Source organism: Sinimarinibacterium arenosum (assembly GCF_005047655.1).
Taxonomy (GTDB): Bacteria; Pseudomonadota; Gammaproteobacteria; order Nevskiales; family Nevskiaceae; genus Solimonas.
This window is the reverse complement of record NZ_SUKF01000003.1, coordinates 315,354-331,094: the sequence shown is the minus strand read 5'-3', so window position 1 is coordinate 331,094 and position 15,741 is coordinate 315,354. Positions and strand designations below refer to the sequence as shown.

Below are 15,741 nucleotides of genomic sequence, written 5' to 3'. Positions count from 1 at the left end.
TCCGCCATGCAAGAACGTCCCAACGTGGATCTGACCAAAACCGTGATAACCGATGACACGAAGGTAGAGACGCCCGCAGAGAAGATTTCGATTCGCAATCTGAACTTCTACTACGGCGAAAATCGCGCGCTGAACTCGATCTCGCTGCCGCTGTTCGATCGTCGCGTGACGGCATTCATCGGCCCCTCCGGCTGCGGAAAGTCGACACTGCTGCGCATCCTCAATCGGATGTATGACCTGTATCCGGGACAGCGCGCCGAAGGCGAGGTGCTGCTTGACGGCCAAAACATCCTGGCACCCGGCACCGACCTGAACATGCTGCGCGCACGCGTGGGCATGGTGTTTCAGAAGCCGACCCCGTTTCCGATGTCGATCTACGACAATATCGCCTACGGCATTCGCTTGTACGAAAAGCTGCCGAAGTCCGAGATGAACGACCGCGTCGAGGATGCGCTGAAGCGCACCGCTTTGTGGGATGAAGTCAAGGACAAGCTCAACGCCAGTGGCTTGGGCCTGTCAGGCGGCCAGCAGCAACGTTTGTGCATCGCCCGCTCGGTCGCAGTGCGGCCGTCGGTGCTGCTGCTGGACGAACCGACCTCGGCATTGGACCCGATTTCCACGGCCAAGATCGAGGAGCTGATTTACCAGCTGAAGACCGATTACACGATCGCAATCGTCACGCATAACATGCAGCAAGCTGCACGTGCATCGGACTTTTCGGCCTTCATGTATCTCGGGGATCTGGTCGAATATGGCACAACCGACCAGCTGTTCACCAAGCCACGTGAAACCCGTACAGAGGACTACATTACCGGTCGTTTCGGCTGACAACCGTTGCAACAAACGAAGAGACCGCCGTCAGGCGGTCTTTTTTTGTTTTCACCTGCCCCCGAACCGTCAGTCACCCGCCGCAGCTGCCTGCAGGGGTTGTGCGGAAAAAACAGATCCTTTGACGCACCAAGCGTCAATGCGCGGTAGGCAGACTATCCTTTGTGGAACCCGGCACCGGATCCCGGATGACGCGATGCGGCGGAAACATACAGGCAAAAGTGCTACCGACACCGATCTCGCTGTCGACATCCAGCTGCGCATCAAATGCATCCAATGCGTGTTTGACAATCGATAACCCCAGCCCGGTCCCGCCGCTGGCGCGGGATCGACCCACATCGACACGATAGAAGCGCTCGGTCAATCTCGGAATATCCTGCGGCGCAACACCAATGCCGGTGTCCTCGACCGCAAAGCGAGCGCCTTCTGCTGTTTCGCGCCAGCTCACATGCACCGCACCTCCAACCGGGGTGTAGCGCACGGCGTTGGTGACCAGATTCTGGAAAATGCTGTGCAACGCAGCTTCAGGGCCGGTCAACTTCAGTCCCTCGTCGATCTCGACCTCGAAACGATGCTGTCCCTTGGACAGGGTGCGTGCCTCTTCGACGGTGCGTCGAATCAGACCCGGCGGATCAAGCTTCTCATCGCGCGCCTGAGCACGACCGGCCTCCAAGCGCGCCAACTTGAGCATGTCATTGACCAGCGACTCCATCCGCAATGCTTGATTGCGCATCTCCGACAACGGTGCCGCCCACGGCGACAACACACCGTTGCCCTGGGCATCCATTTCCATCATGTCCAGATAACCACGCAGCACCGTCAGGGGCGTACGCAACTCATGGGAGGCATTGGCGACAAAATCGCGCCGTGCCACCTCCAGCATCTGACGTTCCGAGACGTCACGCGCGATCAGCAGACGCTGATTGTTGCCATAGGGAATCACCCGCAACAGCAGGGTCTTGCTGTTGTTAACCGGTGACGGCACCTCAACCTCACCCTCGAAGTGCGCCTTCTCGAAATAGTCGGTGAAGATCGGATGCCGGATCAGATTGGGTACGCGAATCCCGATGTCCTGCGGCACCCGCAGCCCAAGCAGCGTCCGCGCCGCAGTGTTGAACCAGGAAATCTCTCCGCGCGGCCCGAGCACAACGGCGCCGTCCGGCAGCGCCGCCGTCGACGCCTGGAACTGCGCCAGGATCGCTGCGAGCTTTTTCTTTTTCTTCCGGTTCTTGCGCTGCAAGTCCAGCAGCGCGTCAAAGGCTTCACCCCACAACCCGCCCGGCTCAGGGAGGTCATAGCGCTTCGGATGCTGCAGCCAGATCCGCAGCTGAATCAGGTGCCTTATCTGGACCAACAGAACCAGGACCAGCACGACAGCGACACCGGCAACCGGCGCGTCAAACCAGACGCCGACCAGAGCGCCGATTGTGGCCACGACAGCGAGTCGCAACAATTCGCGACGCCACAGAGTCCAGCCCCGAAATTCCGGACGTCGCTGTACCGCATTCGGCGGCGTTGCCGAATCGGTCGGCGCGACGGCCGGCCGTGCAAGTTCAGGCCGGCTGGACATGGCCTCAGAGGGTTTCTGAGAACCGATATCCGGAACCGCGCACCGTCTGGATCATTGCGTCATACCCAAACGGCTCTAGTGCCTTGCGCAGCCTCCGGATATGCACGTCCACCGTGCGCTCCTCGACATACACGTTCTGTCCCCAGACCCGATCCAAGACCTGTTCGCGGGTGTAGACACGCTCAGGATGACTGACGAAGAAGTGCAACAAACGATATTCGGTCGGACCGAGGCGCACCGGCTGACCTTTGGCGGTGACGCGCTGGCTTGCAGCGTCGACTTCAAGACCGTTAATCGCAACTCGCTCTTCCTCTCCGCCGGGAACCGCACGGCGCAAGACCGCCTGAATGCGTGCGATCAACTCGGGATATGAAAACGGCTTGGACACATAGTCGTCACAACCGATGTTGAGCCCCCGAATCTTGTCTTCTTCCTCGGCGCGCGCGGTCACCATGATGATCGGAATATCCCGGGTCGTCGCCTGAGCCTTGAATTCGCGCGTCAGTTCCACCCCGGAGATGCCCGGCATCATCCAGTCCATCAGAATCAGATCAGGACGCTCGTCGGCAACACGCAAGCGTGCCTCCTGCGCTCCGGAGGCTTCCGCCACCCGAAATTCGGCCCGGTTCAGCGCGAAGCGCAGCATCTCGCGGATGGGGGCCTCATCCTCGACCACGAGGATCAGTTTTCCTTGCATTGGCATAAGTCCATTAGAAACCACGCGGAGCATATGAACAAGAGATGAAGAATCCGTTACAAAGCCCGTCACAGCGATTTTTTTCGATTGGTCAAGGCTATGAACCAGATAAAAAATAATGCTTTGACCTATCAGATTTGAACTCGTAGGATTGCGCTCGACACTGACTGCGGCACCGGTCGTGACAGCATTCCTGCGACCTGATCCCACGACTCACCCACCCTAGAAGGACGAACTGAATGAGCACTCTCGTTAACCGCCCCGCCCCCGATTTCAAGGCCACCGCCGTCATGGGTGATGGCAGCTTCAAGGACATCAAACTCTCTGATTACCAGGGCAAGTACGTTCTGCTGTTCTTCTACCCGCTGGACTTCACCTTCGTCTGCCCATCCGAGATCATCGCGCACGATCATCGCCTGAAGGAATTCGAAGACCGCAATGTGCAGGTTATCGGCGTGTCGATCGACAGCCATTTCTCTCACTTCGCCTGGCGCAACACGCCGATCAACAATGGCGGCATCGGCCCGGTCAAGTTCCCGCTGGTGGCCGACGTCAATCATGAAATCACCCGCGCATTCGGCGTCGAGCATCAGGACAGCGTTGCCTTCCGTGCAACCTTCCTGATCGACAAGGCAGGCATCGTGCAGCACGCCACCGTCAACAACCTGCCGCTGGGCCGCAATGTCGACGAAGCGCTGCGTCTGGTCGACGCACTGCAGTTCACCGAAGAGCACGGCGAAGTCTGCCCGGCCGGCTGGAAGAAGGGTGATGCCGGCATGAAGGCTTCGACCGAAGGTGTGGCTGAATACCTGGCCAAGAACGCCGACAAGCTCTGATCGGCGCTTCGACCCCAAAGGCTGTAACCGCGTCGGGGCCGGGAAACCGGCCCCACGCATATTGACCCTGCATTGAACCGACTGAGAGCGACCGATGACTGCGCAGCACCACCGACTTGTGATTCTCGGCTCCGGCCCGGCTGGTTATACCGCCGCCGTGTACGCCGCGCGCGCCAACCTGAATCCTGTGATGATCACTGGCCTCGAAGTCGGCGGACAGCTGATGACGACCACCGAAGTCGATAACTGGCCGGGGGACGTTGAAGGCTTGCTGGGGCCCGATCTGATGACGCGCATGCAGAAGCATGCGGAGCGTTTCGACACCCAGTTCATCTACGACCACATTCACGAGGTCAACCTCAAGCAGCGTCCTTTTACGCTGCGGGGAGATCAGGGTGAATACACCTGCGACGCACTGATCATCTGCACCGGCGCCAGTGCAAAATATCTTGGACTGGAGAGCGAACAGACCTTCCGCGGTAAGGGCGTCTCCGCCTGCGCCACCTGCGATGGCTTCTTCTATCGCGGTCAGGATGTCGCGGTGATCGGTGGCGGCAATACCGCCGTCGAGGAAGCGCTGTACTTGGCCAATATCGCCAATAAAGTCTATGTCGTGCACCGTCGCGACAAGTTCAAGGGCGAGAAGATCCTTCACGACAAGCTGTTCAAGCGCGTGGAAGAAGGCAAGGTCGAAATCATCTGGAACAGCACGCTGGATGAAGTGCTGGGCGACACCACCGGCGTGACCGGCATGCGCGTCAAGGATGTGCAGAGCGGCCAGACACGCGACGTAGACCTCAAGGGCGTGTTCATCGCCATTGGTCATTCGCCCAACACCGGCATCTTCGAAGGTCAGCTCGACATGGCCGGCGGCTATATCAAGGTTCAAAGCGGTTCCGAAGGTGACGCCACCGCCGCCAGCGTGGCCGGCGTGTTCGCGGCCGGCGACGTGATGGATCACGTCTATCGCCAGGCCATCACCTCGGCGGGAACCGGCTGCCAGGCCGCCCTGGATGCCGAGCGTTATCTCGACAAACTTGCCGACGGCTGATTGCGTCATTACGACCCGCGTGAAAACACCCTCTGTGCTTCCGGCCCAGAGGGTGTTTTCATATGCGCATGAATCAGATCGTCGTTGTCTACCATAGCCCCTGGGGGCACACCGCTGCCGTTGCGAACGCCATCGCAGACGGTGTCACCAGCGCAGGCACCAGCACCGCGACCGTGATCAGCGTCGATGCCGTCGATAGTCATTGGCAACAACTCGACGCCGCTGACGCGCTGATCTTCGGCTGCCCGACCTACATGGGCAACGTGACAGCCGGCTTCAAGGCGTTCATGGATGCGAGTGGCAGCCGCTGGCTGCAACAGCGCTGGCGCAACAAACTGGCCGCCGGCTTCACCAATTCCGGCTCACCGTCGGGCGACAAACTGCAGACACTGATCGCGCTGACACTATTCGCCGCTCAACACGGCATGCTTTGGATTGGCAACGATACCCCCTGCGATCCGGACACCGGGCTCAATCGCTCAGGCAGCTATCTCGGGGTCATGACAGAATCGCGTGACACGCCGGTCGGCCCTGACAATCCGCCGGCATCGGACCTTGAAACTGCTCGTCGGCTCGGGCGTCGTGTTGCTGAAACCTGCGCACGAATGCGAATCGACGGCTGATTAGGGATCTTCTACCGCGCTCAGAGGACCGCTCATGCAGCTGTACTGCAGCAAGACCTCGCCGTACTCCCGCAAAGTGCGCATTGCCCTGATTGAACTGGGCATAACCGATCGCGTCGACGAAATCCTGATCGATCCATTCAACCCGACCGCGGAATTTCTTGCGGCAAATCCTCTATCGAAAATTCCTACCTTGGTTACTGACCGGGGCGAGGCGCTGCCATCGTCGGACCTGATACTTGAGTATCTGCAAGCCCGGTTCAGTGGAATCGCTGCACTGCCGCGCGGCAGCCGCCGCTGGGCCGCACTGCGCCTGCGTCAGATCGGGGAAGGCGTCATTGATGCGGCTGTCGCGACTGTTTTTGAGAAACGTCGCCCCGAGAGCATCGTTTACGTGCCGCATCTTGATCGGCAACTGGCCTCGATCGAACGCAGTCTCGAACTGCTGAATCTCGAAGTGAGCATGCTCGGCACGCAGACTCCGAGCGTGGTGGAAATCACCGTCGGAGTGGCACTGTCGTATCTGGACTTCCGCATGCCCTACGTCGCCTGGCGCAAATCGCACTCAGCGCTTGAAGCGTGGCACGAGCAGTTCTCCGAGCGCGCTTCCATGCAGCTGACGCGGCCGCCCGAGACCTAAGCCCCCGCATGACTCCGGACAGTTCACTTCGCTTTGCGCTGGCAGCATGGCTTTGCCTGTTCATTGCTGCGTGTGCATCCACCGTGCCGGCACCATCCGACCCGCAGCTGCAACATACTGTGGTCCTGGAGGCGCTGGGCCAAGTGGGACGGCCGTATCGCTACGGCGGCACTACTCCGGAGGGCTTCGACTGCAGCGGCCTGGTGCAATTCGCCTATGCGCAAGCCGGAGTCAAACTGCCACGCAGCACGCGCGAGCAGTATCGCGTCGGCACGCCGGTGGATCGCACCGCGCTGGAGCCCGGCGATCTGCTGTTCTATCGCTTCAATAGCGGCCCGGTGGATCACGTCGCGCTCTACCTGGGAGACGGTGAAGCAATCCATGCACCGGCCAGCGGCCGCGCAGTCATCGTCGCCGGCGTGGATCTACCGTACTGGCAAAATCATTTTGTTCAAGCCGTACGCGTGCTGCACTGAGGCGATATGCAAATGACATGCGCCGGAAATACCTGATCCCCGCTCTGGCGGCTGTCATCATCGCATTCAGCTTCGGCTTTCGAGTTGCCGATCTGCGCAGCAACACCCTCGGCTTCTTCTGTGACGAAGCCTCGATCGGATACAACGCCTACAGCATTGCCAAAACCGGGCACGACGAACACGGAGTCGCGTTCCCCCTGTTCTTCAAGGCATTCGGTGAATACAAGCCGCCCTTGTACATCTACAGCGCGGCAGTCAGCACCGCCATGTTCGGCAAGAGCGAGTTCGCCACCCGCCTGCCGTCTGCGCTATTCATGTCCTTGACGATGGTGCTGGCCTACCTGTTGTTGCGGCAGCAGGTCAGCGCCGGGGCCGGCCTGATCGCCGTTGCCATCATGGCTATCGAACCGTGGCTGAATCATTACTCGCATCTGGCATTCAATCTCACCGCATTGCCGATGTTGCTGACATTGTCAGTCCTGTTGTTATTGCACGGACTGAACAACCGGCACCGCGGCGCCCTGTGGCTATCTGCACTCACATTCTCCGTCGCGTTCTATACCTATCCACCCGCACGCCCTTTCGTGCCGTTATTCGTGCTCACCGCGCTGTGGATCTATCGAGAGCAAGTGATGGCCTCGGGCTGGTCACGCATGACGATGTTCTGCGCTATTGCCGGATTGAGCGCGGTGCCGTTCGTTTACTACCTGCTGACGATCGACGATTTCCTCGGGCGAGTTGACTACCTGAACGTCTACACCTCACCCTTCGCGCAACAGTACAGCTGGTCCTGGCGCAAGGCGGCAACATTGCTGGCATCCCTCGGTGGGATTGAAGCACAGGAGCATCCTCTGCTCACGCGCAATCTGATGGTGTTGCTGCATTACCTGTCTTATCTCAACCCGAGATACCTGTTTCTCTCGGGGGGTGATCACCTGATCTATGGAACACCGGCCTTCGGAGTGCTCGGCCTGCATGCCGCACCATTACTGGCACTGGGCCTGATCAGCATGCCGTGGAAACGGGACCGCTTCGATCGCTTGCTGCTGGCCTGGCTGCTGCTATCCCCGATACCTGCGGCACTGACGTGGGAAAGCATTCCGCATACCGGCCGCTGGATCATCGTCCACCCCTCGCTGGATCTGATCGCAGCGATAGGCGGGTGGCGCACGATGCAGACGCTGCGCGATCGGCATCTTGGACGCTATGCCGCCGGGGGTTTCTGCGCACTCATCATGGCGCTGGGGCTCTGGCACGCACAGCGCTACTTCAGCTATGCACGCCACTTCTATCCACAAGTTTCCGCAGGATGGCTGCAGTACGGATACCGCGAAGCGTTGGCGCAGTCAGAACAGCTACGCCGCGCCGACGAAACCGTGGTTCTGCTGACACAGGGCATCTACTACCAGCCGTACATCTTCGCGCTGTTTTACTCTGATGATGACCCGCAACGCTGGCAGAACGGCCACCACCTGCACGCGGGCCTCGAAGTTCGCAGCGGCGCACTTGAACAGCAACACGATCAAAAACCAACGTTGTACGTCGTCGCGCCCTTCCCACAGGTTTCATTAGCAGATTGGGAACAGGTGGGCGTCGTCCCCTATCCGGATGGGCGCAGCGACGCCTTTGGTCTGTTCCGCCGCCGCGCTGAGCCATCCGCGCCCGCAATAATCAACCCACGATGATGCGACTTTCTTCACTCGCAGCGCCGCGCAGCACCAGGGTATTCAGGCGCTTCACGAAGCCTGCCGGATCTTCAAGCTGACCGCCCTCGGCCAACACTGCCTGCCCGAACAGCAACTCCACCAGATCTGCAAATACCGCATCGTCAGAAGTCTGCTTCAGTCGCTGTACCAGCGGGTGCTCACCATTGAGTTCGAGAATCGGCTGTGAGCCCGGCACATTCTCACCCGCACGCCGCAGCATCTCCTCAAGGCGGCGAGACAAGCCATGCTCCCCCGCGACAAGGCAGGATGGCGACTCGGTCAGACGCGATGACAGGCGCACGGACTCGACACGGACCCCGAGCACTCTCTGAATACGCTCCAGGGTGTCCTTATACTCGCCTTCCAATCGTGCCTTGTCTGGGGTCTCGATCTTGCTCTCAAGATCCTTTGAAGCCCGTGCCACCGACTCCAGCGGCTTGCCCTCAAACTCAGTCAGATGCGCTACAACCCATTCGTCGATGCGATCGGTCAGCAGCAGCACCTCATATCCCCGTGCGATGAAGCCCTCCAGATGGGGACTGCTCTTGGCTGCGGCCAGGGTTTCGGCGGTGTGGTAGTAGATCTTTTCCTGCCCTTCCGCCATACGCTCCAGATAGGCAGTCAGACTCACCGACTGCGCGGTAGTCTCGGTAGTGGAATAGAAACGACATAGCTTGGCGATGCGGGCCTGATTACTGGCATCCTCGACCAGACCTTCCTTCAGCACCGCACCAAATACAGACCAGAACCGTGCGTAGTCGTCCGGCCGCTTCTCAGCCATGTCTTCAAGCATGTCGAGCACGCGCTTGACCAATGCCGCGCGAATCTTGTCAGTCGTGCGATTGCCCTGAAGAATCTCGCGAGAGACGTTCAGCGGCAAATCGGCGGTATCCACCAGGCCGCGAACAAATCGCAGATACGACGGCAACAGCTCCGCCGCCTTGTCCATGACGAACACGCGCTTGATGTAAAGCTGCACGCCACGTGCATGCTCGCGATCCCACAGATCGAACGGCGCACGCTCGGGGATGTACAGCAGCGAAATGTACTCCAGCGTGCCTTCGACCTTGTGGTGCGCCCAGGCCAGCGGCGCGTCGGTATCGTGGGTCAGATGCTGGTAGAACTGGCGGTAGTCGTCGTCGCCCAGTTCACTCTTCGACCGGGTCCAGAACGCACGAGCCTGATTCAGGGTTTCCGGCTCGCCCTGCTCCTTCTTCAGGCGGACAGGCAGACCGATGTGATCGGAATAGCGCCGGACGATATTGCCCAGCCGATAGTCCTCGAGAAATTCGCGGGCGTCGTCACGCAGGTGCAGGATGATCTCAGTGCCACGCTCCGCCTTGTCCGCAGCCTCGATACTGAATTCACCTTCGCCAGCAGACTCCCAACGAACGGCCTCGTCGCTTCCTGCACGCCGGGTGACGACGCTGACCTTGTCGGCGACGATGAACGCTGAGTAGAAGCCGACGCCGAACTGTCCGATCAACTGGGCATCCTGCTTCTGGTCACCGGACATCGACTCCATGAAACGCTTGGTGCCGGAACGTGCAATCGTACCCAGATTGTCGATGACTTCCTCGCGCGACATGCCGATGCCGTTGTCGCGCACCGTCAAGGTGCCGCTTGCAGGGTCCGGAATCAGCTCGATTGCCAGTTCATCGGCGCCCAACAGCTGTGGATCCTCGATCGCCAGAAAGCGCAGCTTGTCACAGGCATCCGAGGCATTGGAGATCAGCTCGCGCAGGAAGATTTCGCGATTCGAATACAGCGAGTGAATCATCAGGTGCAGCAGCTGCCGCACTTCAGTCTGAAACTCGCGGGTTTCCTTGCCGGTCTCGGTGGTCATGCAATCCCCTCAGAAATTGATTCAGTGCGCCGTCTTGTGTGGGCGAACGATCGTCTTTTCAAGGGTCTGCTCAGTCCAGCGTCTGTCGGTAGCGCTTCAAGCCGATCGCCAGTACCACTGCGGTAAACACCATCAGCGGCCACAGATTGGGCCAGCTCTCCGCAACCCCGTAGCCCTTGAGCATGATGCCGCGCACCAGACGCAAGAAGTGCGTCAACGGCAGAATCTCACCGAGCATCTGCGCCCAGTGCGGCATACCGCGAAACGGAAACATGAAGCCCGACAGAAGAATCGTCGGCAAGAAGAAGAAAAAGCCCATCTGCATCGCCTGGGTCTGATTGCGCGCGATGCTGGAAAACGTGATGCCGACGGTCAGATTGGCAACGATGAAAACCAGAACGCAGATCACCAGCCAGGCCAGACTGCCGACAATCGGCACCGCAAAAACGTAGTGTGATGCCAACAGAATGACCAGCACCTGGACGTAACCCACCAGGACATACGGCAAGATCTTGCCGATCAACACTTCCAGCGGCCGAACCGGCATCGCCAGCAGATTCTCCATCGTACCGCGCTCAATTTCGCGGGTCACCCCCAACGCCGTCATGATGATCATCGTCATCGTCAGGATCACGCCCATCAGCCCGGGCACGATGTTGTACTGCGTGATGCCTTCCGGATTGTAGAGGCGATGGACATTCCACTCGAAGGGCGCGGATGCCGTAGCCAGAGAGGCCAGCGGACCGCGCAGCTCCGCGGTCATCGCCGAGCGCACCAGCGGATCCAGCACCGCCAGGGCGTTGCTGGTAGCTGCCGGATCGGAGGCATCCGCCTCAAGCAGCAAGGCAGGCCGCTCGCCACGCACCAGCGTCCGCGCGAAGTCGGTGGGGATCGTCAACAGAAACTGCACATCTCCATCCCGTAACATCCCCTGCGCTGCATCGATTCTGGCGTGTGTCTCAACCAGATCGAAATAGTCCGACGCTTGCATCGATGCGAGCAGGCTGCGTGAAAACGCACTGTGATCCTCGACCACGACTGCCGTCGGCAGATGCTTGGGGTCGGAATTGATCGCAAATCCAAACAGCGCCAGCTGTACCACCGGGATCCCGATCATCATCGCGAAAGTCAGTCGATCCCGACGGACCTGAATGAACTCCTTGCGCACCATCGCGCCCAAGCGCGCAAACGAGAACCGTCCGATCATCGCGCCGCCCCCTCCGCGTAGTTGTCCGCCGCACCGCGCATCAGATGGATGAAGACGTCCTCCAAGCGCACCTGGTCGCGCGTCCAGCGCAGATCGGGGCGCTCGAAATAGCTTTGCAGCTGCCGCTCGAGCTCCGCGCCGTCAGCGCTGCTGACGTGCAGGCTATTGCCGAAAGGCACAACCTGTTCTGACGCAGACAGCTGCAGCAACTCGTGTTGCAGGCGATCGATATCTCCCCCGATAACAGTCCAGGTTGAAAGCCCGGAGGTGGTAACCAGTTCCGTCGGCGAACCCTGCGCCAGCAGTTTGCCGTACGCCAGATAGGCAAGGCGGTGGCAACGCTCGGCTTCATCCATGTAATGCGTCGAAACCAGAACGGTAATCCCCGACGCTGCCAGGCGATGAATTTCCGCCCAGAAATCCCGACGCGCGCTGGGATCGACGCCCGCCGTCGGCTCGTCCAGCAGCAGGAGTTTGGGTCGGTGCAGCAGGCAGGCCGCCAGCGCCATACGCTGTTTCCAGCCACCAGACAGCGAGCCGGCGAGTTGTTTTTGTCGATCCGACAAACCGAGCTCACGCAATGCTTCGTCGACCACCGTACGTTGCCTCGGCATCCGGTAAACCGCCGCCACGAACTCCAGATTCTCTCGGATCGAAAGATCCTCGTAGAAACTGAACCGCTGTGTCATGTAGCCAACTTCACGCTTGATCCGCGCGCTGTCGCTGAGGATGTCGTAGCCCAGGCACTGCCCCCTTCCGGCATCCGGCGTCAGCAGCCCGCAGAGCATGCGGATCGAGGTGGTCTTTCCGCTACCGTTGGGTCCGAGAAAACCAAATATTTCGCCGCGACGCACCTGCAGATCCAGCTGATCAACGACGCGCTTGGCGCCAAACGACTTGCTCAGCCCTTTGACCTCAATCGCCCAGCTGTCATTGGCAGTACTCACACGCCCAACTCGATGTCGACTGGCTGCCCCGGATGCAGGCGCGTTGCGGCGTCCGCCGTCGGCGTGGCTTCAACCCGGAAAACCAGACGCGCACGCTGCTCGCGCGAGTAGATCACCGGAGGCGTGAATTCAGCAGAGGATGCGATGAATTGAATTGTCGCCGTCACGGCGTCGCCGCAGCCATCACAGTGAACCTTGACCTGCTGTCCGATCTTCAACGCGCCGAGACGGCGCTCATCGACAAAGAAGCGCAGGATCCTGTTTTGTGGGGGCAGGACGGCAACAACCGGCGCGCCCGCGCCGACCCACTCGCCAACACGGTAATACACATCCTCAATGACTCCGGCCGCCGGCGCGGAGACGGACTTCTGATCCAGATTCCACTGCGCCTGCTCGACCGCCGCAGCCGCAACCCGCACCTCGTCAGCGGCCGCCTGCAGAGCGTCTTCGCGCCCGGCCAGCTCGGCAGTCAGGATCGTCGCCTGCAGCTCGCGCACCCTCGCACCGTCCCGCTCCTTCTGCGCTCGCGCTTGATCACGCTCGTCGGCGCTAACCGCATCGCGCTGGAACAAAGTCTCGATCCGACGCAACTGAAGAGTACTGAGCTGTAATTGCGCCGTGGCCTGCGCCAGCTGCTCGCGAATCGTTGCCACCTCCGACTCGCGTTTGCCTTTGCTCAGATCCTGCAACCGCGCCTTTGCCGCTGACAGATTCGCCTCGGCCTGCTGTAACGCAGCCTGCTCGGAAGCGGCGTCGACTGCGAACAGGCGCTGCCCTGCTGCGACCTCCGTCCCGCGCGTGACATCAATCGCATCCAGCCGGCCGGCACGACCAGGCCCCATGCGCAGTGACTCACCCTCGACATATCCCTGAACGCTCGGCGAAACATCGGCCGAGCAGGCACTGACAGCAATGGCCGTCATTACCAGACTAATGATCGACATCAAGACCTGAGACTGCGACCGCTTCGAATCAGAACTCATGCGTCTTTCTCCTCAAGCTGCTGTCGCAGCGCACCCAGACCCCCGAGGGAAAATCGGGCGATGTGCAACGCCAAGCGTTCCACCGCATCGCCATCCAGGGTCTGCGGAGACAACACTTCGACGATCGGGCGTGCGAACAAATAGAAGATGCACTGACTGACGATGCTGAATGCTGAGCGTTGAACCAGCTCCGGACCAGCGTCGGGGCCGAGCAGTTGCGCAACGATCGCACTGAGCGCAGAAAACTGCGGCCGAATCACATCCTCGATCATTGTCCTCAGCGCGGGCGTCGGAGCGCCCAGTTCGCGGACAAACAGCTTGGGGACGACCGCACTGTCATCGTCAGCCAGAAACCGGCTCAGAATGGCCGTGATCGCAAATCTCAGCGCAATGTCAGGCGTGGCTGCATCGGGCGATGGAATCGGATAGCGCCGAATCCGCGCCCTCGCCTGGCGTCTCAGGACCTCCAGATAGAGTTCCTGCTTGCCTCCGAAGTGGTAGCTGATCGCCGCAACGTTGGCTCCGGCTCGCGTCGCAATGTCCCGCACCCGCGTCAGATGAAATCCGCGCGCGGCGAACTCTTCCGTGGCGGCCGCTAGGACTGCCTCGGCTGTCGCGTCTCCGGAACGATCTGTTTCATCGCGACTGTCAGCCACAATTCAAACAACCGATTCAAACGTTTGTTTACCGTACGCCGCAATGCATCCGCTGTAAAGCACGATTCAATAATCGCCCAGCACACCATCAGGCGTTAGCGTCGCCGGAGGTTTCGTCCGCGATGGGACGATTACCATCGGGCGCAGGCAGACGCCCTTTCCGCAGCAAGGCGTCACGCAACAAAAATTCAATCTGAGCGTTGACGCTGCGCATGTCGTCATCGGCCCAGCGCCGCAGCGCGTTGAACACGTCGGCACGCAATCGCAGCGCGAACGCTTTGCGCTCAGCCATGGCGGGGATTTGCTAGCTGTACAGGGTGCCGGTGTTGACCACCGGTGTCACTGCGCGATCGCTGCACAACACCACCAGCAGATTGCTCACCATCGCCGCGCGACGTTCTTCATCCAGGTTCACGACCTGCTTCTGCGCCAGTTCATTGAGCGCCATCTCAACCATTCCGACGGCACCATCGACGATACGCCGACGCGCCGAAATGATGGCCGCTGCCTGCTGGCGCTGCAGCATCGCTCCGGCGATCTCCGCTGCGTACGCCAAGTGACTGATGCGCGCTTCAATCACATGCACCCCGGCTTTTGACAAACGCTCCTGGACGTCACTCGCGAGCTGTTGGGCGACAGCATCGGCATGGCTGCGCAATGCCAGTGAAGACCTGTCATCGTCATCCAGATCGTAGGGATAGCGCGTCGCCAGACCTCGCAGCGCCGACTCAGCCTGGATCTTGACGAAATGTTCGTAGTCGTCGACCTCGAACACCGCTTCCGCGGTATCAACGACTTGCCAGACGATGACCGCACCAATCTCGATCGGACTACCGTGCAGATCGTTGACCTTCAGTTTGTCGCTATCGAAATTGCGGATCCGTAACGACACCGGCTTCTTGCTTAGGAAAGGGTTGGCCCAACGCAACCCGGGCGTCCTGACGGTACCGACGTAATCGCCAAACAGCTGCAGTACCTTGGCTTGATTTGGCTGCACCATGAACAGGCCAATCCAGCAGAAACCTGCCAGCACATTGATCGTGATGCCGAGAAATTTGGCCGGCCCGATCAGCATGACCACGCCAATGAGGTGCGCCAGCAACATGACAGCCAGTGCCAGCAGCCCATTTGCCGTACGACGTTCGGTTTCTCTAATCATGGCGCTCCCCGTCTGAAAGGAATGGCGACGATGCGAGAAATACTAAAGTGATATCAATTCGATGTCACATAAAATCGCAGACAACAAAAATCCCGCAACTCAAAGGAGTTGCGGGATTTGACTCGAATATGCTCGAGCTTTTCGCTCGAGCACACTGATTAGTCGAGTTTTTCTGCGATGCGGGCCTTCTTGCCCGAGAGACCGCGCAGGAAGTAAAGCTTGGCCCGACGCACGTCACCGCGACGCTTGACCTTGATCTCGGCAACCTGCGGGCTGTAGGTCTGGAACACACGCTCGACCCCTTCACCGTGCGACATCTTGCGCACGGTGAACGCCGAATGCATGCCGCGATTGCGCTTGGCAATCACGATGCCCTCGAATGCCTGCAGGCGCTCACGGTCGCCTTCGCGAACCTTGACCTTGACCTCGACCGTATCGCCAGCGCCAAACTTCGGCACCTCTTTGTTCATCTGTTCCGCTTCGATCGCGGCAATGATCTTGTTCGTGCGCATCGTG

At 60.0% G+C, this 15,741-nt stretch carries 17 protein-coding genes; 7 read left to right on the top strand and 10 right to left on the bottom strand.

From position 1 onward, the window contains the following. Positions 1–6 precede the first annotated feature (6 nt). Positions 7–828: a phosphate ABC transporter ATP-binding protein PstB gene (pstB, locus tag E4T66_RS07860; protein ID WP_136848431.1), complete on the top strand. Its 822-nt coding sequence runs from the start codon at positions 7–9 to the stop codon at positions 826–828. 136 nt (positions 829–964) lie between these two features. Here pstB and phoR read toward each other — a convergent pair whose 3' ends face one another. Further along, positions 965–2,398: a phosphate regulon sensor histidine kinase PhoR gene (gene phoR, locus E4T66_RS07855; RefSeq protein ID WP_136848429.1), complete on the bottom strand. Its 1,434-nt coding sequence runs from the start codon at positions 2,396–2,398 to the stop codon at positions 965–967. A gap of 4 nt (positions 2,399–2,402) precedes the next feature. Further along, the gene (gene phoB / locus E4T66_RS07850) at positions 2,403–3,095 is read right to left on the bottom strand and encodes a phosphate regulon transcriptional regulator PhoB (RefSeq protein WP_169577555.1); all 693 of its coding nucleotides are present in this window, start codon (positions 3,093–3,095) and stop codon (positions 2,403–2,405) included. 239 nt (positions 3,096–3,334) lie between these two features. On the opposite strand from phoB, the gene E4T66_RS07845 reads away from it, so the two are divergent. The 6 genes from E4T66_RS07845 to E4T66_RS07820 all read left to right on the top strand — a co-directional run bounded on the left by E4T66_RS07845 (position 3,335) and on the right by E4T66_RS07820 (position 8,406). After that, positions 3,335–3,931 (top strand): peroxiredoxin, encoded by a 597-nt coding sequence (locus E4T66_RS07845; protein ID WP_136848427.1) that lies wholly within the window; start codon positions 3,335–3,337, stop codon positions 3,929–3,931. A gap of 94 nt (positions 3,932–4,025) precedes the next feature. Continuing rightward, positions 4,026–4,982: a thioredoxin-disulfide reductase gene (gene trxB, locus E4T66_RS07840; RefSeq protein ID WP_136848425.1), complete on the top strand. Its 957-nt coding sequence runs from the start codon at positions 4,026–4,028 to the stop codon at positions 4,980–4,982. Between the two features lie 62 nt (positions 4,983–5,044). After that, a complete protein-coding gene (locus tag E4T66_RS07835) occupies positions 5,045–5,605 on the top strand; it encodes a flavodoxin family protein (protein ID WP_211242815.1) in 561 nt (186 codons plus the stop codon). A 34-nt stretch (positions 5,606–5,639) separates the two neighbouring features. Further along, positions 5,640–6,245: a glutathione S-transferase family protein gene (locus E4T66_RS07830; protein ID WP_136848421.1), complete on the top strand. Its 606-nt coding sequence runs from the start codon at positions 5,640–5,642 to the stop codon at positions 6,243–6,245. Between the two features lie 8 nt (positions 6,246–6,253). After that, positions 6,254–6,721, top strand: a complete 468-nt coding sequence (locus tag E4T66_RS07825; RefSeq protein WP_136848412.1) for a C40 family peptidase — start codon at positions 6,254–6,256, stop codon at positions 6,719–6,721. Between the two features lie 17 nt (positions 6,722–6,738). After that, a complete protein-coding gene (locus tag E4T66_RS07820; protein ID WP_136848411.1) occupies positions 6,739–8,406 on the top strand; it encodes an ArnT family glycosyltransferase in 1,668 nt (555 codons plus the stop codon). Here E4T66_RS07820 and htpG read toward each other — a convergent pair. From htpG to rplS, 8 genes are all read right to left on the bottom strand, one after another. After that, positions 8,393–10,273, bottom strand: a complete 1,881-nt coding sequence (htpG, locus tag E4T66_RS07815; RefSeq protein WP_136848408.1) for a molecular chaperone HtpG — start codon at positions 10,271–10,273, stop codon at positions 8,393–8,395. The genes E4T66_RS07820 and htpG overlap by 14 nt on opposite strands. 70 nt (positions 10,274–10,343) lie before the next feature. Further along, positions 10,344–11,480, bottom strand: coding sequence for an ABC transporter permease (locus tag E4T66_RS07810; protein ID WP_136848407.1), 1,137 nt, complete (start codon positions 11,478–11,480; stop codon positions 10,344–10,346). Then, positions 11,477–12,427: an ABC transporter ATP-binding protein gene (locus E4T66_RS07805; RefSeq protein ID WP_136848405.1), complete on the bottom strand. Its 951-nt coding sequence runs from the start codon at positions 12,425–12,427 to the stop codon at positions 11,477–11,479. Before E4T66_RS07805 ends, E4T66_RS07810 begins: the two co-directional genes overlap by 4 nt. Then, positions 12,424–13,410, bottom strand: coding sequence for an HlyD family secretion protein (locus E4T66_RS07800; protein WP_136848403.1), 987 nt, complete (start codon positions 13,408–13,410; stop codon positions 12,424–12,426). The genes E4T66_RS07805 and E4T66_RS07800 overlap by 4 nt, the downstream gene beginning before the upstream one ends. Continuing rightward, positions 13,407–14,066 carry a CerR family C-terminal domain-containing protein gene (locus E4T66_RS07795; protein WP_136848401.1) on the bottom strand — a complete coding sequence of 220 codons (660 nt, stop codon included), beginning with the start codon at positions 14,064–14,066 and terminating at the stop codon, positions 13,407–13,409. The genes E4T66_RS07800 and E4T66_RS07795 overlap by 4 nt, the downstream gene beginning before the upstream one ends. 88 nt (positions 14,067–14,154) lie before the next feature. Continuing rightward, positions 14,155–14,358 (bottom strand): type II toxin-antitoxin system antitoxin, encoded by a 204-nt coding sequence (locus tag E4T66_RS07790; RefSeq protein WP_136848399.1) that lies wholly within the window; start codon positions 14,356–14,358, stop codon positions 14,155–14,157. A gap of 12 nt (positions 14,359–14,370) precedes the next feature. Continuing rightward, positions 14,371–15,222 (bottom strand): SPFH domain-containing protein, encoded by an 852-nt coding sequence (locus E4T66_RS07785; protein WP_169577554.1) that lies wholly within the window; start codon positions 15,220–15,222, stop codon positions 14,371–14,373. A gap of 161 nt (positions 15,223–15,383) precedes the next feature. Further along, positions 15,384–15,737: a 50S ribosomal protein L19 gene (rplS, locus tag E4T66_RS07780; RefSeq protein WP_136848395.1), complete on the bottom strand. Its 354-nt coding sequence runs from the start codon at positions 15,735–15,737 to the stop codon at positions 15,384–15,386. Between the last annotated feature and the right edge of the window lie 4 nt (positions 15,738–15,741).